This is a genomic window from Kribbella sandramycini, from assembly GCF_013131805.1.
In the GTDB taxonomy this organism is placed as follows: domain Bacteria; phylum Actinomycetota; class Actinomycetes; order Propionibacteriales; family Kribbellaceae; genus Kribbella; species Kribbella sandramycini.
Window position 1 is genome coordinate 118,242 of sequence record NZ_JABJRC010000002.1, and the last position, 18,922, is coordinate 137,163.

18 protein-coding genes and 1 riboswitch are annotated in these 18,922 nt (G+C 71.8%); of the genes, 6 read left to right on the top strand and 12 right to left on the bottom strand.

Annotation, left to right across the window (positions count from 1 at the left end; genetic code table 11):
* Positions 1 to 49 precede the first annotated feature (49 nt).
* The gene (locus HPO96_RS08290; RefSeq protein WP_171672627.1) at positions 50 to 553 is read left to right on the top strand and encodes a flagellar hook-length control protein FliK; all 504 of its coding nucleotides are present in this window, start codon (positions 50 to 52) and stop codon (positions 551 to 553) included.
* Here HPO96_RS08290 and HPO96_RS08295 read toward each other — a convergent pair.
* The 11 genes from HPO96_RS08295 to HPO96_RS08345 all read right to left on the bottom strand — a co-directional run bounded on the left by HPO96_RS08295 (position 550) and on the right by HPO96_RS08345 (position 14,106).
* Entirely contained in the window at positions 550 to 1,422 is an 873-nt protein-coding gene (locus HPO96_RS08295) for an ECF transporter S component (RefSeq protein ID WP_171672628.1), read from the bottom strand. The genes HPO96_RS08290 and HPO96_RS08295 overlap by 4 nt on opposite strands.
* Positions 1,419 to 3,035: an ATP-binding cassette domain-containing protein gene (locus HPO96_RS08300; protein ID WP_171672630.1), complete on the bottom strand. Its 1,617-nt coding sequence runs from the start codon at positions 3,033 to 3,035 to the stop codon at positions 1,419 to 1,421. Before HPO96_RS08300 ends, HPO96_RS08295 begins: the two co-directional genes overlap by 4 nt.
* Positions 3,032 to 4,129 carry an energy-coupling factor transporter transmembrane protein EcfT gene (locus tag HPO96_RS08305; RefSeq protein WP_171672632.1) on the bottom strand — a complete coding sequence of 366 codons (1,098 nt, stop codon included), beginning with the start codon at positions 4,127 to 4,129 and terminating at the stop codon, positions 3,032 to 3,034. Before HPO96_RS08305 ends, HPO96_RS08300 begins: the two co-directional genes overlap by 4 nt.
* Entirely contained in the window at positions 4,126 to 5,268 is a 1,143-nt protein-coding gene (locus HPO96_RS08310) for an ABC transporter substrate-binding protein (protein ID WP_171672633.1), read from the bottom strand. Before HPO96_RS08310 ends, HPO96_RS08305 begins: the two co-directional genes overlap by 4 nt.
* Positions 5,265 to 7,775, bottom strand: a complete 2,511-nt coding sequence (locus HPO96_RS08315) for a prenyltransferase/squalene oxidase repeat-containing protein (protein WP_171672635.1) — start codon at positions 7,773 to 7,775, stop codon at positions 5,265 to 5,267. Before HPO96_RS08315 ends, HPO96_RS08310 begins: the two co-directional genes overlap by 4 nt.
* 197 nt (positions 7,776 to 7,972) lie before the next feature.
* Positions 7,973 to 8,121: riboswitch (cobalamin riboswitch) on the bottom strand.
* Between the two features lie 14 nt (positions 8,122 to 8,135).
* On the bottom strand, positions 8,136 to 9,485 hold the full coding sequence (locus HPO96_RS08320) for an aminotransferase family protein (RefSeq protein ID WP_171672637.1): 1,350 nt from the start codon (positions 9,483 to 9,485) through the stop codon (positions 8,136 to 8,138).
* A 4-nt stretch (positions 9,486 to 9,489) separates the two neighbouring features.
* Positions 9,490 to 10,824 carry an aminotransferase class III-fold pyridoxal phosphate-dependent enzyme gene (locus HPO96_RS08325; protein ID WP_171672638.1) on the bottom strand — a complete coding sequence of 445 codons (1,335 nt, stop codon included), beginning with the start codon at positions 10,822 to 10,824 and terminating at the stop codon, positions 9,490 to 9,492.
* Complete coding sequence (locus HPO96_RS08330; protein WP_171672640.1) at positions 10,821 to 12,365, bottom strand: aldehyde dehydrogenase family protein; 1,545 nt, start codon at positions 12,363 to 12,365, stop codon at positions 10,821 to 10,823. The genes HPO96_RS08325 and HPO96_RS08330 overlap by 4 nt, the downstream gene beginning before the upstream one ends.
* Positions 12,366 to 12,635: 270 nt before the next feature.
* Complete coding sequence (locus tag HPO96_RS08335; RefSeq protein WP_171672641.1) at positions 12,636 to 12,998, bottom strand: Asp23/Gls24 family envelope stress response protein; 363 nt, start codon at positions 12,996 to 12,998, stop codon at positions 12,636 to 12,638.
* Positions 12,995 to 13,561, bottom strand: coding sequence for a cupin domain-containing protein (locus HPO96_RS08340; protein WP_171672643.1), 567 nt, complete (start codon positions 13,559 to 13,561; stop codon positions 12,995 to 12,997). Before HPO96_RS08340 ends, HPO96_RS08335 begins: the two co-directional genes overlap by 4 nt.
* Positions 13,552 to 14,106, bottom strand: coding sequence for a sigma-70 family RNA polymerase sigma factor (locus HPO96_RS08345; RefSeq protein WP_202885760.1), 555 nt, complete (start codon positions 14,104 to 14,106; stop codon positions 13,552 to 13,554). The genes HPO96_RS08340 and HPO96_RS08345 overlap by 10 nt, the downstream gene beginning before the upstream one ends.
* A 205-nt stretch (positions 14,107 to 14,311) precedes the next feature.
* Between HPO96_RS08345 and HPO96_RS08350 the strand changes: the two genes are divergently transcribed.
* From HPO96_RS08350 to HPO96_RS08370, 5 genes are read left to right on the top strand one after another with little or no spacing between them, the layout of a single operon-like run.
* A complete protein-coding gene (locus HPO96_RS08350) occupies positions 14,312 to 14,803 on the top strand; it encodes an Asp23/Gls24 family envelope stress response protein (protein ID WP_171672645.1) in 492 nt (163 codons plus the stop codon).
* A 34-nt stretch (positions 14,804 to 14,837) separates the two neighbouring features.
* Positions 14,838 to 15,026 carry a hypothetical protein gene (locus HPO96_RS08355; protein ID WP_171672647.1) on the top strand — a complete coding sequence of 63 codons (189 nt, stop codon included), beginning with the start codon at positions 14,838 to 14,840 and terminating at the stop codon, positions 15,024 to 15,026.
* Complete coding sequence (locus tag HPO96_RS08360; protein WP_171672648.1) at positions 15,019 to 15,999, top strand: Asp23/Gls24 family envelope stress response protein; 981 nt, start codon at positions 15,019 to 15,021, stop codon at positions 15,997 to 15,999. Before HPO96_RS08355 ends, HPO96_RS08360 begins: the two co-directional genes overlap by 8 nt.
* 1 nt (position 16,000) lies before the next feature.
* The gene (locus HPO96_RS08365) at positions 16,001 to 16,576 is read left to right on the top strand and encodes a hypothetical protein (protein WP_171672650.1); all 576 of its coding nucleotides are present in this window, start codon (positions 16,001 to 16,003) and stop codon (positions 16,574 to 16,576) included.
* Between the two features lie 53 nt (positions 16,577 to 16,629).
* Positions 16,630 to 17,088 (top strand): nitroreductase family deazaflavin-dependent oxidoreductase, encoded by a 459-nt coding sequence (locus HPO96_RS08370; RefSeq protein ID WP_171672652.1) that lies wholly within the window; start codon positions 16,630 to 16,632, stop codon positions 17,086 to 17,088.
* Positions 17,089 to 17,091: 3 nt separating this feature from the next.
* Here HPO96_RS08370 and HPO96_RS08375 read toward each other — a convergent pair whose 3' ends face one another.
* A complete protein-coding gene (locus HPO96_RS08375; RefSeq protein ID WP_171672654.1) occupies positions 17,092 to 18,822 on the bottom strand; it encodes an L-aspartate oxidase in 1,731 nt (576 codons plus the stop codon).
* Positions 18,823 to 18,922 lie beyond the last annotated feature (100 nt).

The window sequence follows — 18,922 nt, forward strand, 5'->3', positions numbered from 1 at the left end:
TCGGTACCTTGGGTGGGTGCTTGTTCGCCCACAAGGATCAGGGGGATTGATGAAGAGAATGCGGTTGTTGGCTGCTGCGTTGGCGGTGGTGGCTACGGTGCTCGTTGCGCCGGCGGGGGGTGCCAGCGCGGCGCCGCAGCGGCTGGGGACGGCGGGGTACTGCCCGAACGCGAATGGCGTGACGGTGGTGGTTGATTATCAGGGGCTCGGGTTTGCTACTGAGATCCGGTGTGCGCCGGGGGATCAGGCGACGGGGCTGGCGGCGCTGGAGAATGCCGGGTTCGTGGTGACGGGAACGGATCGGTGGGGTAAGGCGTTCATCTGCCGGATCAACGGGCAGCCGACGCCGGCTGCGGAGCCGTGTAAGAACACGCCGCCGGCCAGTGCGTACTGGTCGTACTGGCATGCGCCGAACGGCGGCTCGTGGACGTACAGCCAGTCCGGGGCGACCGCGCGGAAGCCACCACTGGGGAGTTTTGAGGGCTGGTCGTTCTCGCAGAACGCGGGGCCGACGACGAACCCGCCGCCGCGGGTGGCGCCGGTTCGGCCTTAGGTACGTCGGTGGGCCGGCTCCTTGGCGGGGGCCGGCCTGCCGAAGGTGCCTTTGACGCCGAAGGAGGCGCGGTGCGCCGTACGGCGGAGGACGGCGAGGACGGCGGGGCCGAGTAGCAGGATCGCGACGGTGTTGGTGATCGCGCGGCCGGTGTCCCAGCCGCCGGTCGAGGTGAGCAGGGTGAAGATCGCGAACCGGTGCAGGTTGTCGAGGACCGGGGCGCCGGGGACGTAGCTGATACCGCCGTCGTGGTACGGGACCTCGGCGTTTGTGATGAACGGCCAGAACCACAGGTTCATCAGGAAGCCGAAGGCGTAGGCGACGAAGATGCCGTACGCGACGAGCATCGCGATCTCGCCCTTGCCGCGGATCCGGCGCGGCAGCAGGCCCGCGCCCAGGCCGATCCAGGCCGAGCAGATCATCTGGAACGGCAGCCACGGCCCGACGCCCGCGGTCAGCAGGGCGGACGCGAACAGCGACGTACACCCGAGCAGGAAGCCGAAGCCGGGGCCGAACACCCGCCCGGCCAGAACGAGCAGGAAGAAGACCGACTCGATCCCCGCCGTCCCCGCGCCCAGCGTCGGCCGGAGTGCCGCGTTGACCGCGGAGAGGACGCCGAGGATGGCCAGCGCCTTCGAGTCCATCCCGCCCTCGGACAGCTCCGCGATCACCACCATTACCAGCACCGGCAGGATCACGATGAAGATGAACGGCGCGTCGGTCCCGTGCTGAGAGGGCGACGGCTCGACCTGTACGAGCAACGGCCAGATGAACATCATCAACCCGGCCACCGTCGCCAGAGTCAGCACAATCGCGGACCGCGCGCCGACCCGCACGGCGCCTGGATCGACAACTGTGGAAGGGGTCATCGGTTCGCCTCCGTGGGGGTGAGGGCGTCCCGGACGGCGTCGACGGTGAGCCAGGGGGAGGGGGCGAGGATCTTGGCGACCTGGGGTGCGAAGGCGGGGGAGGCGCTGACCACCTCGGTCGTGGTGCCGTCGGCGACGATCTCGCCTTCGGCCATCACGACGACGCGGTCGGCGGTCGCGGCGACGAACTCGACGTCGTGGGTGGCGACGACGATGGTGCGGCCTTCGGCGGCGAGGGTCCGGACGATCGCGCGGAGCCGGGCCTTGGCGGCGTAGTCGAGACCGCGCGTGGGTTCGTCGAGCAGGACGATGCGCGGCGCGGCGGTGAGCTGGACGGCGAGCGCCAGCGAGAGCCGCTGCCCTTCGGACAGATCCCGAGGATGACGGTCATCCGGGAGACCCGGGACGATCCGGTCCAGCAGCGCGCGGCAGGTGCCAGGCGCCGCGCCGGACTCACGGTCGGCCCCGGCACACTCATCGGCCACCGACTCGCGGTACAGCAGATCGCTAGGCGTCTGCGGGACCAGCCCGACCAGCTTGCGCGACTCACTGCGCGACAACCGCTTCGGATCGTTGCCGTCGACATCGACCGTCCCGCCCTGCCGCGGCCCGGCGCCGTGCAGACCCCACAACAGCGAGGACTTCCCGGAGCCGTTGCGGCCCATCATCGCGGTCACCGCACCGCGATGCAGGTCGAGGTCGACACCGCGGACCGCCACCACCTCGCCGTACCGGACGACGACCTTGCGGGCCGTGAGCAACCGTTCGCCAACGGCCGCCGGCTCGGACGACGGCGTACGTCCGTCGAGCAGTTCACGCAGCGGCCCCGCGACGCGCCGCGCATCGCGGACCGACAGCGGGAGCGGGGACCAGCCGGCCAGCCGACCGAGCTCGACGATGGGCGGTGCGATGGACGACGTCCGCAGGATCTCGGCCGGTTCGCCCGCCTGGGCGCTGCCGTCCCCGGGGAGGTGGATCAGGCGATCGGCGTACTGGACGACGCGCTCCATCCGGTGCTCGGCCATCAGCACGGTCACACCGAGATCGTGGACGAGCCGGGTGATCGCGGCCAGCACATCCTCGGCTGCCGTCGGGTCGAGCGCCGACGTCGGCTCGTCGAGCACCAGCACCCGCGGGTGGCTCGTCAGAACCGAACCGATCGCGACGCGCTGCTGCTGACCGCCGGACAGCGTCCGCAGTGGACGGCGGCGCAACTCCGCGATGCCCAGCAGATCCAGCGTCTCCTCGACCCGTTTACGCATCGTCGCCGGCGGGACGGCGAGCTGTTCCATGCCGTAGGCAAGCTCTTCTTCGACGGTGTCGGTGACGAAGCCGGCCAGCGGGTCCTGGCCGACGACCCCGACCAGATGGGCGAACTCGCGCGGCGGGCGGCTGCTGGTGGCGATCCCGTCGACCGTGACCTCGCCGTCCAGGTGGCCGCCGGTGAAGTGCGGGACGAGACCGTTGACGGCGCCGAGCATGGTCGACTTGCCGGTTCCGGTACGTCCGGTGAGCAGGCACAGCTCACCTTCGCCGATGGTCAGGTCGATCCGATCGAGGACCGGACTCGCGGCCCCGGGATAGGTGACGCTGACGTTGTCGAACCGGATCACCGGCCGGCCTCCTCGAGGTCGTTGGCGGCCGGCGGTACCAGCCAGGCGGGCAGCAGTGCGATCAGTACGCCGACCGCGGGCAGCAGGTCGACCTCGGGCCAGGCCAACGGCCGGAGCGACGGGTTGAGGTTCGCCGGGTCGACCGAGCTGCTGCGGAACAGGACGATCGCGGCCACGATCCCGCAGCCGGCGGCCACGAGTTCGGCGAGCCGCCAATGGTCAGGGCGGTACATGGTCCGGTGCACGCGGCGGCCGGCCGAGTACATCCCGGTGGCGGCGATCGCGACGCCGATGGCGAGCATCGGGCCTGCCAGGTAGCGCGGGGTCGTGCCGTCGAGGACGCCGTACACGCCGACGCAGATGCCGATCAGGCCGGTGACGAGCAGGGCGCCGGTGACCGCGCGGGCGCCGCCGGTCAGCGCGCCGGAGCGGCCGTAGCCGCGGCTGTCCATCGCGGCGGCGAGGCGAAGCGAGCGGTCGAGCGCGTCTTCGAGGACGGGGATCGCGACCGCGCGGAACGCCCGGATGCCGCGTTCGGTGCTGCCGCGCAGGCGCCGCGCGCGGCCGACCCGGACGACGCTCTCGGCGAGCTGCGGGAAGACCGAGACCGCGACGACGACCGCCGAGCCGGCTTCGTAGAGCGCGGACGGGACCGACTTGAGCAGCCGTTTGGGGTTGGCGAGCGCGTTGGCCGCGCCGACGCAGATCAGCATGGTCGCGAGGCGGAGCCCGTCGTACGCGCCGCCGAGCAGCGACTCCAGGGTGACCTGACCGAACAGCCGGATCCCGGCAGCCCAAGCAGGCAAGGGGATCTCGGGCAGTGTGAACAGGATCTGGTCCCCTTCGCCGCCGCCGAAGATGATCCGGTAGACGACGCGCATGACGACGATGAACGCACCGAGCGACAGGTACAGCCGGAAGGCCACCGCCCAGGGCGCGTCCGAACGCCGGTTGATCACCACGAAGATCACCACCGACAGGATCAGCGCCAGCAGCATCGGGTTCGTCGTCCGGCTCGCGGCCGTCGCCAGGCCGAGCGCCCACAGCCACCATGCCGCCGGATGCAGGTTCCGCGGCAGCCAGTACGCCGTCACGAGCGCCGCGCCTGCCGGTACTGCGCCGTGATCACCGCACCCCCGAGCAGAATCAGCACCGCGAACCCGGTCAGCATCGTCGACACCGGCACTCCCTTCGGCACATTCTGGCTGCTGCCACTCGGCTCGCCGCCGGACCAGGCGATGTCCCCATTGGAGCCTGGAGTCGGTGTGTCGCCGTCACCTGGCCGCGGGGCTCCCGGTTGCTCACCGCCGGGGAGCAGACCGTCGCGGGGCAGGCCGGGTGGGAGGGTGGTGGGTGCGCCGGGCTGTGGGACACCGTTGGAGCTGGTCGGCGCGGGTTGGCCGGGGGTGCTGGGTCGGCCCGGCCAGCTGGGCTGATTCGTGGCGCCGTTCTGGGTCGGGCCGCCGGACGAGCCGCTGGGGTAGGTCGGGCGGCTGTTGCCGGGGATGGTGGTGATGGTGTCCCCGGGGAGGCTGCCCTGGTCGCCTGGGTTGCCCGGGTTGTTGTTGGGCTGCTGCTGCTCGTTGGGGTTGTTGCCGCTCGGGCCCTGGGTCGGGATCGTGTTGGTGGGCTGGGGCGCGCTGTTCGGGCGGCGCGGAGTGATCCGGGGCTTGGGGTTGGTCTCGGCGGTGGCGTTCAGCGAGAACGACCAGCCCTCGAACCCGCCGCGGATCGCGTTCCGGTTCTTCACACCCCACTGCGAGTACTGCCACTGCCCGCCGTTCGCGGCCCACCAGTACGACCAGTAGCCGGCCGCCGGCGGCGTGTCGATACACGGCTCCTTGTACTTCTCCCGCCCCTTGATCGGGATGACCTCGTCCGGCGCGGGCCGGTTCTCCAGCCGGCAGATGAAGGCCTCACCCCAGCGCCGCGTGCCCTGGAGCTGAATCCCCGCGTCGACGAGCGCCGAGTGCCCGGTGAACCCCGGGCCGACCGGCCCAGGCGCGCAGCGGACGATCGCCGTCCCGCCGAGTTTGCCGAAGTCGATGACGACCGTCACCCCTTCCTCGGTCGGGCAGAACCCCGGCGTACCGCGCGAAGGATCGACCGCACTCGCCGTCAGCGGCGCCCCCACCAGCCCCAGCCCGAGCACGAACGCCGCGCCCCGGACCAGCCAGTGCCGGCGGGGCCGCGATGAGCGGTCGCGCCGCGGTGTGACCTGGCGGCGGTTCATCGGGCCGCGCTCCGCGGGCGCGTGATGAGCCAGCCGGCTACCGCGCCCGCCGCGACCAGCGCGAGGGCGAGGATGGCGAACAACGCCCAAGGGATGTCGTCGCCGGACGTGATCGCCGCCTGGGGTTTGACGTCGGTGGATTCGAACGGCGTGTTCGTCGCCCGAGCCAGGACCGTGGTGTCCGCGGTGACGAGCGAGCCGCCGAGCATGGCGGGCAGCGCCGCGATACTCGCCGGGACGTCGCTCGCGCCTGCAGCCGGGCTGATGGGCAGACCGCCGTCCGGGGTGATCGACCCGAGCAGCCGGGACGAGGTGGACGACGCATCGAGGCCCGCCGACTGCAGCGCAATGGCGGCTGCGGCCGTGGCGGGGACGTCGGGCTGACCGTTCTGCTGCCAGCCGCCCTTCCAAACCCCGTCGCCGTCCTGCCGATCGGTGAGCGCCTTCAGCGCGGCCCGCAGACTGCCCACCGGCGCCAGCGCCTCGGTCGAGCCCGGCCGGACCGCGTTCAGCGCCTGGACGGCGATCGCCGTACTCGCGATGTCACCGGTCTGGCACTTCTGCTCAGCCGGCCCGAACTGTGCGGGGAACGACCCGTCGCCGCACTGCTGCCGCAGCAGCGCCTCCATCGCCCGCTTGGCCTCATCTTGTTTGCCTGCGGCAAGCAGTGCGAGGACGCCGTACGACTGGCTGATCAGGTTCGACTGGTCACCCGACTTGGTCTGGTCGGTGATCCGCCCGTCGCCCTGGATCCGAGCGGCCAGCTGATTGGCCAACTCGTTGCCAGCGGCATCCTTCGTGCCGAGCGCGAACAGCAGCACCAGCTTCGCCAGTGGGCCGGCGTACCGGGCGTCGGGCTGGTCGTACGGGACGCCGTACGCGTACGCCGCGATCGCGTCCGGCTGCGCCATCAGCGCCGAGATCGCACCCAGGGTGCCGATCTGCTTCTCGGACTGCCGGAACGCCAGGCCGAGGTTCACGGTCGCGTCGTAGTCGACGTACCGGGAGCCGTTGCGGTCGACTTCGATGTGGTTCCCGCCGATCAGCTTGCCTTGCAGGTAGGCGACGGTGGATTCAGCGGTTCTGGCCTGGCCGACGGTCGGTGGCGACTGCGTCGCGGTCACCGTGGCCGGCGGTGGGGTCGCCGAGACGGTGGTCGTGGACGCCGGGCCAGGGATGTTGTTGGTGACGGTCGTCGTGGCGCGGGGGAGCGGCGGTGCGGTGACCTGGGTGACGACGATCCGCCGCTGCGTCACGGTCGCCCGCGGGAGGGGCGGCGGGCGCAGGGTGTTGGTCTTCGTGACGGTCGGGCCGGGTTTGGTGGTCGTGGGGCCGGGCTTGGTGATCGTGGGGCCGGGCTGCGTGACGGTCGTGGTCGCGGTGGCCGTCGCCGTCGCCGTCGCCGTCGCGGTGATCGTGACGGTCGGCGTCGGGGTGGGGGACGGCGGGTTCGGGTCGGTCCAGGCGAGGTCGGCGAACGGGACCGGCGCGAACGCGAAGATCGCTTGCGGGGTGGCGCGGCGCCACTGGTCGATCCCGATGTCGATGCCGTCGCGCAGCGCCAGGCCGAGCGACTCGGAGTTGTAGGCGATCGCGCCGACGTGTGGGGCGGCGGGCGTGTTGCCCGCGTTCGCCGCGGTCAGCTGGTGGCGGATCATCCAGCCCTCGGCCTGGCGGTACGCCTCGTACTCGCTGCCGGCGGCCAGGGTCTGCGCGATCAGGCCGGTGCTGTTGGAGTTCGAGCCCTCGGTGGAGACGCCGCCGCCGAACGAGCCGTCCTCCTGCTGGACGGACTTGAGCCAGGCGAGCCCCTTGCGGATCTCGTCGTCGACCCCGCCCATCCCGAAGTTCTGCGCGGTCATCAGCGCCTGCACGGCCATCGCCGTCCCGTCGCCGTCGGGCGCGCCCTGGCCCTCGTCACAGGTCAGCTTGTCGTTGTAGAACATCCGGAAGTAACCCGCCGAGCACTGCTGGCGGATCAGGAAGTCGACCGCGTTCTGCGGGACGCCGCCCGCGCGCGCGAGGCCCATCACCGCGAGCGACTGGCTGAAGATGTTCGAGTCGTCGTTCCCGGTCTCCTGGTCGCGGATCCGGCCCTCCTCGACACCCGCGTCCGGGCCCGCGATCAGGTTGAGGGTCTCGGTCCGCATGTTGCGGCCGCCGAACTTGCGGTAGTCCTTCCCCGCGGTCACCGCGGCGAGCAGGACCTTCGCGGTCGCGCCGGCGATCCGGGCGTCCTCGTTCGGGTACCAGCTCGGGCCCGCGTAGTCCGGTACGTGCGCCGCAATCGCGCCGACCACCTGCGCGATCACCTTCGGGTCGGCCTCGGCCGCGATCAGCGCCCACTGCGTGTCGATCGTGAGCCCCCAGTCCGGCCCCGAGAACCCGGGAATCGCCCCGTCCACCAGCTGCGCACTCAGCCACGCCGCGGCCGAAGTCGCCTCCGTCGAGGCCTGCCGGCTCGCCGGCGCCGCGCTCGCGGTGGATGGGAGGAGAACAGGAACCACCAGCAGCAGGGCCGCGACGAATGCGAGCGCCGGCCGGACACGTCGGACTGGGCTGGGCGGGGCTGGGCGGTTGGCGCGCATGGGACCTGGCTTCGGGCGGGTGGCTGCGCGCGTCGCCCAGGGGGTCGGCATGCGGTTGGGTTGCAACCGGCGGGCGCCGCCCGGACTCCGCCCGCAGACCACGACGGGTGGTGGAGTTCGCAGGCCCGTCGGTGAGGCATTCCGGCTCGCGGAGAATGCTCTCCGCCTACGGTTGCGGGTCAGCGCCGGGTTTCGACCGGCTTCCCCTCACACGTCGGGTCGTGACATGTCGCGCTTTCCGGCAGCCACCGGAAAGCTGAAGAAATCTTACCTTGAATCTCAGTTATCCAGGACCTCGCGGATGGCGGCGGCACAGCTCCGGGCCAGCTCGCTGACCTGAGCCGGTGTGATGACGAGCGGCGGGCCGAGGACGAGCAGGTCGCCGTTCGTCCCGTCGGCGCATCCGGTCGAGTGGTAGAGCAGGACGCCGCGCTCCTTGGCCGCGGCGACGACGCGCTCGGCGACGCGGGCGCTCCGTGGGAACGGCGCGAGATCGCCAGAGAGCGCTCTCCCCGGCGTTCCCGCTTCGGGCGGCGCGACCAGCTCGATCGCCTGGAGCAGACCGCGACCGCGGATGTCGCCGACCGACGGATGCCCGCCGAGCTCCGCGCGCAGCTCGGCCGCGAGTTGGGCCCCACGCTCGGCCGAAGCCTCGACCAGCCGCTCCCGCTGCAGGATTCGGAGTACGGCGAGCCCGGCAGCGGCGCCGACCACGTGATGCGAATAGGTGTAGCCGTGCACGAACCCACCGGCCTGCACCGTGTCGTGCACCTCGCCACTGCAGACCGTCAGCCCGAGCGGCCAGTACCCCGACGCCGCACCCTTGGCCGCGACGAGCAGATCCGGCCGCACGCCCCAGTGGTCACAGCCGAACCATCGCCCGGTCCGCCCGAACCCGGTCATCACCTCGTCCGCGATCACCAGCACGCCGTACTTCCGGCAGACCGCCGTGATCGCCGGCCAGTAGTCGTCCGGCGGGACGCAGGCCCCGAGCGCCGCGCCGGCGATCGGCTCGGCGATGAAGGCGGCCACGGTGTCCGGGCCGTGAGCGCTGATCGTCCGTTCGAGCTCCTCCGCGTGCCGCGCGCCGCAACCGGCGGGATGACTCTCCGGGAACGGGCAGCGGTACTCGTACGGCGACGTCGTGTGCACCGCCGACCCCAGCCACGGCTGGTACGGCGCACGCAACCCGGCCCGGCCGGAGACGTCCAGGGCGCCGCGGGTGTTGCCGTGGTAGGCGCCCGTCCGCCCGATCACCACCGAGCGGTCCTCACCGCGGGCCAGGTGGTACGCGCGGGCCAGCTTGAGCGCGGTCTCCACGGCCTCGCTGCCACCCGAGACCGGGTAGAGGTACGGGTCGTCGACCGGGAGCAGCGGGCCGAGCGCTTCGGCGTACTCGACCAGGCTCGCCGAGGTGAACGCCGTCCCGTGCGCGTAGGCGACCTGACGGGCCTGCGCGGCGATCGCGTCGGCGACCTCCGCCGAGCCGTGCCCGATCCCGACCACGATCGCACCGCCGGCGCCGTCCAGGTAGCGGCGCCCGGCGGTGTCGAACAGCTCCGCCCCGTTGCCGCCGGCAACGACCGGGAGGTCGCGGCCGGCGGCCCGGGAGAAGACGGCCCCGGTCATTCGGCTAGCCGGCGACCGCGGCCGCGAACAGCGAGAGCGCTTTCTGCGCTTCTCCGGCGGTGACCACGAGCGGCGGAGAAAGCCGGATAGCGCTCTCTCCGCACTCCAGCACCAGCAGCCCGCTCTCGAACGCCCGGCGCTGCACCTCCGCCGCCTCGTCCGCCGTGGCGAACTCGACGCCGATCATCAGCCCGACGCCGCGAACGTCGACGATCTTGTCCGGGTGCTCGGCCTGGATCTTCCGCAACCCGTCGAGTAGCAGCTGCCCGACCTGGGTCGCGTTCTCCATCAGTCCCTCGGAGCGGATCACGTCGAGCGTCGCCAGCCCGGCCGCGCACGCGACCGGCGACCCGCCGTACGTCGACCCGTGCGCACCGGCCGGCCAGCTCTCCATCAGCTCGGCCCGCGCCAGGAACGCGCCCAGCGGCAGCCCGGACGCGAGCCCCTTGGCGCTGATCAGGATGTCCGGCTCGACACCGGTGTGCTCGATCGCCCACATCTTGCCCGTCCGCCCGGCGCCGGACTGCACCTCGTCCGCGATCAGCAGGATGCCGTGCTTGTCACACAGCTCCCGCAGCCGCGCCATCCAGCCGGCCGGCGGCACCAGGTACCCGCCCTCGCCCTGGATCGGCTCGACGAAGATCGCCGCCACCTCGTCCGGCGCAACCTCGTACCGGAAGAGCACGTTCTCCAGATGCTCGAACGTGCTGTCGTCGCCGTACGGCGCGTGCAGGACGCCGGGCAACAGCGGCCCGAATCCCTTGTGGTACTTGGATTTCGACGCCGTCAGCGTCACCGCGCCCATCGTCCGGCCGTGGAACGCGCCGTAGAAGCTGATCACGTACGGGCGCTTGGTCGCATAGCGGGCCAGCTTCAGCGCGCCCTCGACCGCCTCGGCGCCGGAGTTCGACAGGAAGACCCGGACCGGGCCGCTCATCGGCGCGGTCTCGGCCAGCGCCGCGCACATCTGGCTGTAGATCGGCAGGAAGAAGTCACTCGCCGAGTAGTGCAGAAGCGCGGCGGCCTGCTCCTGAACCGCGGTCACGACCGCCGGGTGGCAGTGCCCGGTCGAGTTCACCGCGATCCCGGCGTTGAAGTCGAGGAAGAGGTTGCCGTCGGCATCCTCGATCGCGCACCCGTGCCCGCGCTGCGGGGCCAGCGGGTACGCCCGCGGCAGCGAGCGGCTGGTGATCGCGAGATCGCGCTCCACGACGGCGCTCGACAGCGGTCCGGGGATCGCGGTCCGCAGCTCCGGCACCGGCCGCCCCCGCAACCACTCGGGGAGGGACTGCTCGGGGACGGGCTGCTCGGCCGGGGTCGTCGGGATCGTCTGGGTCATCGGGCCACCACCGTTCGGGACTGCTCGCGAAGGAACTGCTGGACGTAGTACAGGCCGCCACCGGCCTTGCCGGAGCTGCCGGAGCCCTTCCAGCCGCCGAACGGCTGGACGCCGGGCCAGGCGCCGGTGGTCGCACCGGCCGCGCGGTTGACGTAGACGACGCCCGCCTCGATCCGGTTCAGGAAGTCGTCGACCTCGGCGTCGTCGGCCGAGAAGAAGCCGGCCGTCAGGCCGAGCTCGGTCGCGTTGGCCAGCTCGATCGCCTCGTCGAGCGAGTCGACCGGCTGGACGGCGACGAACGGGACGAACAGCTCGTCGGTCAGCAGCCGGTCGCCGGCCGGCAGCCCGGTGACGACGGTCGGCTGGACGTAGTTGCCGTCGATGACGTTGCCACCGGCAACGACCTGACCGGCCTCGGCGGCATGCGCGACGGCGTCCTGGAAGCGGGCGACCGCGGCGGCGTCGATGACCGGGCCGACGAACACGTCGCGCCGGGTCGGGTCGCCGGTGACCAGCTCGCCGGCCCGGGCCGCGAGCCCGGCCAGGAACTCGTCGTACACCGCGCGCTCGACGTACACCCGCGAACAGGCCGAGCACTTCTGGCCGGTGAAACCGAACGCGGAGCGCGCGATCCCGGCGACCGCGGTGGCCAGGTCGGCCTTTGCGGAGACGATGGCCGGGTTCTTGCCGCCCATCTCGCAGACGACCGGCTTCGGGTACGGCGCCGGGAAGCTGCGGTAGATCTCCATCCCGACCTGGTACGAGCCGGTGAAGGTCAGGCCATCGACGCCCGGGTGCGCGACCAGCAGACGGCCGACCTCGTCACCGCCGGGCAGCAGGTGCAGGACGTCGGCGGGCAGGCCCGCGTCGCGCAGGCACTCGTAGAGCTTCACCGCGGTGAAGGTGCCCTGCGGGCTCGGCTTGAGGACGACGGTGTTCCCCGCGACCAGCGCGCCGCCGGCCGGCCCGGCCGCGAGCGCCATCGGGAAGTTGAACGGGCTGATCACGCCCCAGACGCCGTACGGACGCAGGACGCTCGTCGTGCGCTCGGCGTCGGAGAGCTGCTCCATCGGCTGCACGAATCCGTCGTTGGCGCTGAACTGCCGGCAGTAGTAGCGGATCAGGTCGGCCGACTCCTCGACGTCGCCGAGCGCTTCGAGCCGGTTCTTGCCGACCTCCAGCGACATCAGCGCGGCGAGCTCGTTCGAGCGCTCGCTGATCAGGTCCGCGGCGCGGAGCAGGATGTCGACGCGCTCCTGCCAGGGCCGGCCCGACCACTCGCGGACGGCGTCCTTCGCGGCGGCGACCGCGGCGTCGACGTCCGCCGCGGTGGCGCTGTGCACGCTGCACAACGTCAGCGCCGGATCGCCGGGACTGGTGATCTGGAACGTTTCCTGACCGCCGAGCGGTTTACCGGCCACGAAGCCGGTCAGGTCGGCTCCGAGCCAGTCCTGCGCGGTGGCGAGGCCTTGCTCGTAAGCGGTGTGCAGATCTTCGTTGTCCGCACTGAGGGTTGCGTAGGTGACGCGAAATTTCGTCATCGATGTCCCTTCCACGACATGGCGACGGGTCGGAGAGCTGGCGGCAGCCGTGCAGAAAGAGGGCATGCCGAAGGCCACCGAGCCGTGCGGCTGGTGGCGGCGGGTGCGGAACCTACCCGGGGGGAAGAATCGTGAGCGGCTTGAGGGAGCCCGGAGGACGCATGGGCCTCGCTCCTCTCCGCTCACCGGCGTCCGCAGATCGCGGACGTTGACGCAGCCTTTCTACCATCCCGACCGGCGCGCGGCCGATGCGACGTACGTCACGGTGGGTCAGGTGTAGCGGGGTTCGAGCTCGAAGCCGACAATGCGGACCCGCACGACGGCGGGGCGGCCGGTCGTGTTCTCCAGCGCCGCGGCCACCGCGTCGTGGACCTTCCGGCCGACGTCGGCGGCGTGGTGGTCGATCGTCACGACGATGCGCACCTCGGCGTCGACCTGCAGCTCGGTGAGCGCGACATCGACGCCGGCGATATCCGGGACGTCGCGGCCCGTCGTCCGCGTCCAGGCCTGGGCCGCGAACTGTTTGATCAGGCCTTTCAGGCCGGGCTGCAGCCGGACGACGCCCGCTACCGAACGCGCCGCCTGGGCGGCTGCGTCGGCGGCGCCGATCTGGGCGACGGCGTCCGTGCTCATGGTTGCGTCCAGACGTCGACGACCTCGAAGTCGAGTGCTTCGAGCTCGAGGCCGATCTGGCCGCGGAGCGCCAGCGCGACCCGCTCGCGGGCCTCCTCGAGTGCGCCGACCTGGCCGGCGCCGAACTGGAGCGCGACCGAGATCCAGACCCGGACGGCGTGCTCCCCGGCCGGCTCGATCCGGCACTGCCGGGCGCGCACGCCGATGGTGCCGTCGACGGCGTACCGCAGGACGGCGGCCAGCGCGTGCATCGAGACCTGGACGTCGGCCGAGCCGGTCGGGAGCGGGATCGTGTGGCCGAGGTTCAGATCGGCGCGGACGGCGGTCATGATCCGGTCGAGCAGACCGCTCGGGACGTCGACCGGGTCGTCGATCAGCAGACTCGTCGCCGCGGCCAGCTGCTCCAGACCGGCCTGCGCCGTCCGGCAGTGCGGGCAGGTCTGCAGGTGGTTGCTCGGGGCATCGGATTCGAGGTCGTCCCAGACGTCCTCGACCGTGCGGCCGCACGGTAGCGGGTGCAGGCCGGTGGTGGCGGTGTCGTCGGTCGGCGGGTTCATCTCCATGGTTCCATCACCTCCGCGAGCTCGGCGCGGGCTCGGGCGATCCGGCCCCGGACCGCGGTCGGCGTCGTCCCGACCAGCTCCGCGATCTCTTGGTAGGAGCGGCCGTGAACTTCGCGCAGCAACCAGCAGGCGCGCTGCTGGGCGGGCAGCCGGCGCAGCGCCGCGGAGAGCGCGCGCATGGCGGCGCTGTTCCCGGCGGCGCGGGCCGGATCGTCGTCGGTCGTCAGGCCGAGCTCGTCCTCGTCGAGGTCGGTCGTGGGCTTGCGGCGTTGTAGCAGGGTCAGGCAGCGATTGGTCGCCGTCCGGTACAGCCAGCTGCTGAAGGCGGCGTCGTGCTGGAGCTCGGGCAGCCGCCGCCAGGCGGTCACGAATGTCTCCTGGGCGACGTCCTCGGCGTCGCCGGTGGCGCCGTTCAGCATCCGCAGGCAGAGCGTGTAGATCCGGCGCTGGTAGCGCCGGACGAGCAGCTCGAACGCCGCGGGGTCGCGATCGCGGGCCCGGGCGACCAGCGTCGCCTCGTCGAGCTCGATCAGCCCTGTGCTCACTCCACCTCCGTCCGGTCGCGGTTGCCGCTTCGAGGGAAGACGACAGTCGCGACGCAATCGTCACGGTAGCGTCCCGGACTTCTTTCGTGAGCCATGTCACGCTGTGCAGACCCGGGATTCATCGTGACGATTCGGTCGCCGCCGGTGTCCAACCGGTGAATCACCCGACCTGCCGGGCCGGGACCGCTGACGAGAAAGGCATCTGATGAACGCGACACCGCAGCCCATCGCCAAGGCCAAGAGCGCGCCGCAGAGCGCGCCGGAGAGCGCTCTCGTTGCCGACAGCACCGGTACGCCGGCCGGCGGCAAGACCACGATCGCCGATGTCGTGGTCTCCAAGATCGCCGGGATCGCGACCCGGGAGATCCCCGGCGTGCACGCGCTCGGCGGCGGCGCGGCGCGCGCGGTCGGCCTGTTGCGGGAGCGGATCCCGGGCTCGAAGACGAACCTGTCCCAGGGCGTGTCGGTCGAGGTCGGCGAGAAGCAGGCCGCGGTCGACATCGAGCTGGTCGCCGAGTACGGCGTCGGCATCGCCGACCTGGCCGCCGCGATCCGGGACAACGTGATCACCGCCGTCGAGCGGATGACCGGGCTCGAGGTGACCGAGGTGAACATCGCGGTCACCGACGTCCACACCGACGCCGACGACGACGCGGACGACGAGGCCGCGGAGCCGGCCGAACGCCGCGTCCAGTAGTTCTTCCCTTCCCACCTTTCCTGAGGAGATTCGTGTGAGCACCTCGACCATCGGCCTGTTCGCCGGCCTGTTGATCGCCATCGCGGCCGCGGCCGGCGGTTTCCCCGGCTTCCTGCTCGCGCTCGTGCTCGGAGCTGTCGGCTTCGTCGTCGGCCGCTTCCTGTCCGACGGCACGACGTCGAAGGCGCTCGACGACCTCCTCTCCCGCCGCAACCGTGGCTGACACGAAGCTCCCGGCGTCCGCGCCCACGGACGGGACGCCGGGCGGGGAGCGGCCGGTGGACGGACCGGGCGCGCTCTCGGCGCCGGCCGCGATCGCATTCGGGGGCGATCGCGGGCGGCTCGAGATCTCGGCGCGCGCCGTCGAGCGGATCGTCGAGATCACCGCGCGCCGGCACCCGGCCACCAGCCGCCAGCCGGCCCTCCTGCGCCGCGGCCTGCCCAAGGCCCAGGCTGTCGTCGCCGGCACCCACGTCCGCCTCCACCTCGAAACCGCCATCACCTGGCCCAACCCCCTCACCCCCACCGCCACCGACCTCCGCGCCACCATCACCGAAGCCGTCGAATCCCTCACCAACCTCTCCGTGGACCGAGCCGACATCACCATCACCACCGTCGACGCCTCCGGTACCGAGGTCGCGGCAGTCGAAGAATCTTCTGGTGAGGACGACGCGCGGGTGGTGGCGGGGAAGCGGCCGGTGGGGGCGCCTGCGGTGACGTGGGTGGGGTTGCTTGGGGGGTTGGGGGTTGTGTTGGCGGGGTGTTGGGGGATTTGGGAGATGGCGTTGGGGAGTGGGTTGGCGGGTGGGGGGTCCTGGGTGGGGTGGGGGTTGCGGCGAGGGGTGACGCTGGATGCTTCGGCCGGGTGGGTGGTGCCGGCGGGGGTGCTGTGTTTGCTGGTGGGGGTTGGGGTTTTGGGGTTGTGTTTGCGGAGGCGGCGGGGGAGTGACGTCGGGGTTGGGGAGGACGGGGTGGTTTGGGTTCGGGGGGTGGAGCGGATCGCGGTGGAGAGTGCTCGGGAGGTGGATTCGGTGACGGCGGTGTCGGGGGTGCGGAAGCGGCGCCGGGTCGAGGTGGCGGTGACGACGTTCGGCGCGGCCGAGCGGGTGGCGGGGGATGTGGAGCGGGCGGTGAGCGAGCGGCTGAAGGTGTTGAAGGCCGCGCCGCGGACCCGGATCGTCGTACGGGAGGAATGAGATGCGTCGCGGAGTGATCGCACTGGATCGGACGGTCGGGATCGTGGTCGCGCTGGGGCTGATCGCCGCCGGCGCCGCGGCGATCGCCTGGCGGTACGGCGAGTTGCCGCAGGCGCCGGAGCGGACGACGTTCGGCCCGTGGAGCGACGTGACTACGGCGGAATGGTGGCCGTGGGCAACAGGTGCGGCCGGGGTGACGGCGATCCTGCTGGGGCTGTGGTGGCTGGCGCGGCATCTGCCAAGGCGGGTGGACGGCCGGTTCGCGCTCCCCGGCGGTGATCGCACCGGCAAGCTGACGGCCGACGCGAGCTCCGCGGTGGACGCCGCCGCCCAGACCCTCGCCCACACCCCGGGCGTCCGCGACGGCTCCGGCCAGGTGGTCGCCGACCGCGGCCAGCTCGTCGCCGAGCTCACCTGCACGATCGAGCCGAGCGCCGATCTGGAGGCGATCCACGCCGCCGCGCTCCGGACGGCCGGGCAACTCGCGGACGTCGTCGACCTGCCGAACCTGCGCACCCGCGTCCGCCTCCGGGTCGCGCGCACCGACAAGGCGACCCCGCCGCCGCGCGTCGTCTAGCTGATCAGGAATCGAGAAGCCTCAACCCGCCGCGCACTCCTAGCGTTGCGGGTATGGAGACCACCACGAAACGCAAGCCGGGGACGCCGGGACCGCTGTCGCGCTGGATGCAGCGCACGATGGGCGCGCGCATGGTCCGCAAGGTACGCCGGGGCCGCGCCAACTTCATGGGGATGGACGTGCTGGTGCTGACCACGGTCGGCCGCCGCACCGGTCAGCGTCGCGAGACAGCGCTCTCTTGGTTTCCCGACGGCCCGGACAGCTGGCTGATCGTCGGCTCCGGCGGCGGCAGCCAGAACCCCGACTGGCACGCCAATCTGCTGGCCAACCCCGAAGCCGCGACGATCGAGCTGCCGGGCCGCGGCGTCCTCGAAGTCACTCCGGAGCGTCTCGAGGCCGAGGCGTACGACGGGGCCTGGGCGAAGATCACCCAGGCCCAGCCGCGCTACGCGAAGTACCAGGCGAAGTCGGACCGCCGATACCCGGTGGTCCGCCTCACCGCCCGTGGGTGACGGCTACTCGACGAGCTTGCCCTCGACGGAGATGTCGTCGCGCATCAGCGCCCGGATCTCGGCCGGGATCGCCGGGATCTCCTCCCGCTCGACCTGGCCGGGGCCGGACCAGACGAGGTTGACCTGCAGCGACTCGTCCAGCTCCGGGTAGTCGGACCGGTTGTGGCAGCCGCGCGTCTCGCGCCGCTCCAGCGCCGCGTCCAGCGTGGCCCGGGCCGCGAGCGCCGACGACTTCAGGTCGAACGCGTGGGCCAGATCCTGGAACCCGGCGATATCCGGATGGACGCCGACCTGCGTGATCCGCTCCTCGATCTCGGTCAGCTCGTCGATCCCGGCCCGCAGCCCGGTCTCGTCGCGGACGACGCCGGCCCGCGCGGTCATCGTGTCGCGGAGCGCTCTCTGCAACGCTCGCACGTTCTCCGGCCCGTCGCCGGCGAGCAGCCCGTCGACCTCGGCGCGCGCCTCCGCGACGACCGACGCCGAGCGCTGCTGCGACTCCCGCCCGATCGAGTACTTCGCGGCTTCTTCGGCCACGATCCGCCCGAACACCAGTAGCTCGATCAGCGAGTTTCCGCCGAGCCGGTTCGCGCCGTGCAGACCGCTCGCGGCCTCGCCGAGCGCGTACAGCCCGTCGACGCCGGTGCTGTGGTCCTCGGCCCGTACCCAGACGCCGCCCATCGAGTAGTGCGCCGTCGGGGCGATCTCGATCGGCTGCTTGGTGATGTCGAGCATCTGCAGCTCCAGCAGCGTTTGATAGACCCGCGGCAGCCGGCGCATGATCGTTTCCCGCGGCAGATGCGAGACATCCAGCCAGACGCCGCCGTTCGGGGTGCCACGGCCTTCCATGATCTCCGTGTACGCCGCGAGCGCGACCCGGTCCCGCGTCGAGAGCTCCATCCGCTCGGCGTCGTACCGGGCCATGAAGCGCTCTCCGAGCGCGTTCCGGAGCTGGCCGCCCTCGCCGCGCGCGGCCTCTGAGACCAGCGTCCCGGCCGCGTTCTCCGGCTCCAGCAACCCGGACGGGTGGAACTGGACCAGCTCGGGGTCGCGGATCCGGCCTCCGGCCTGGACGGCGAGCCGGAACGAGTCTCCGGTGTTCTCGTCGCGCCGGGACGACGTCCGGCGCCAGATGCGGGTGTGGCCGCCGGCCGCGAGAATCACCGCATCCGCGTGGATCACGTACCGCCGGCCGGTCGACAGGTCGAACCCATACGCGCCGAACACGGTGTTGTCCCGGACCAGGATCCGCGTCACGTAGACGTTGTCGAGGATCGGCACCCCGAGCTGGACAGCGCGGTTCACCAGCGTGCGCTGGATCTCCAGACCGGTGTAGTCACCGGCGAACGCCGTCCGACGGTAGCTGTGTGCGCCGAAGAACCGCTGCGAGATCCGGCCGTCGGCCTCCCGGGCGAACGGCATCCCGTAGCGCTCCAGGTCTTCGATGCCGCGCGCGGCGCCCTCGGTGACGATCCGGACCGTGTCCGGGTTGGCCAGCAGGTAGCTCTCCTGCAGAGTGTCGGCGGCGTGCTGCTGCCAGCTGTCCTCGGGGTCCATCGTGGCCAGGGCCGCGTTGATGCCGCCGGCGGCCAGCGCGGTGTGCGCGTCGGAGCGCGGCCGTTTGCCGAGGGCAAGGACGTCGACGCCCTGCTCGGCCAGTTCGATCGCGGCCCGCAACCCGCCGCCACCGGTCCCGATCACCAGTACGGAGGTTGCGATCTGCTGTTCGGCGGTCATCTACGGTTCCCCTTCGCTTCGTCGTCTCACTCCAATGGACCACGCGCGCGGGCGAAGTGTGACTGCTGTACGGGGTGGGCGCTGTCACATCCGGCCGGTC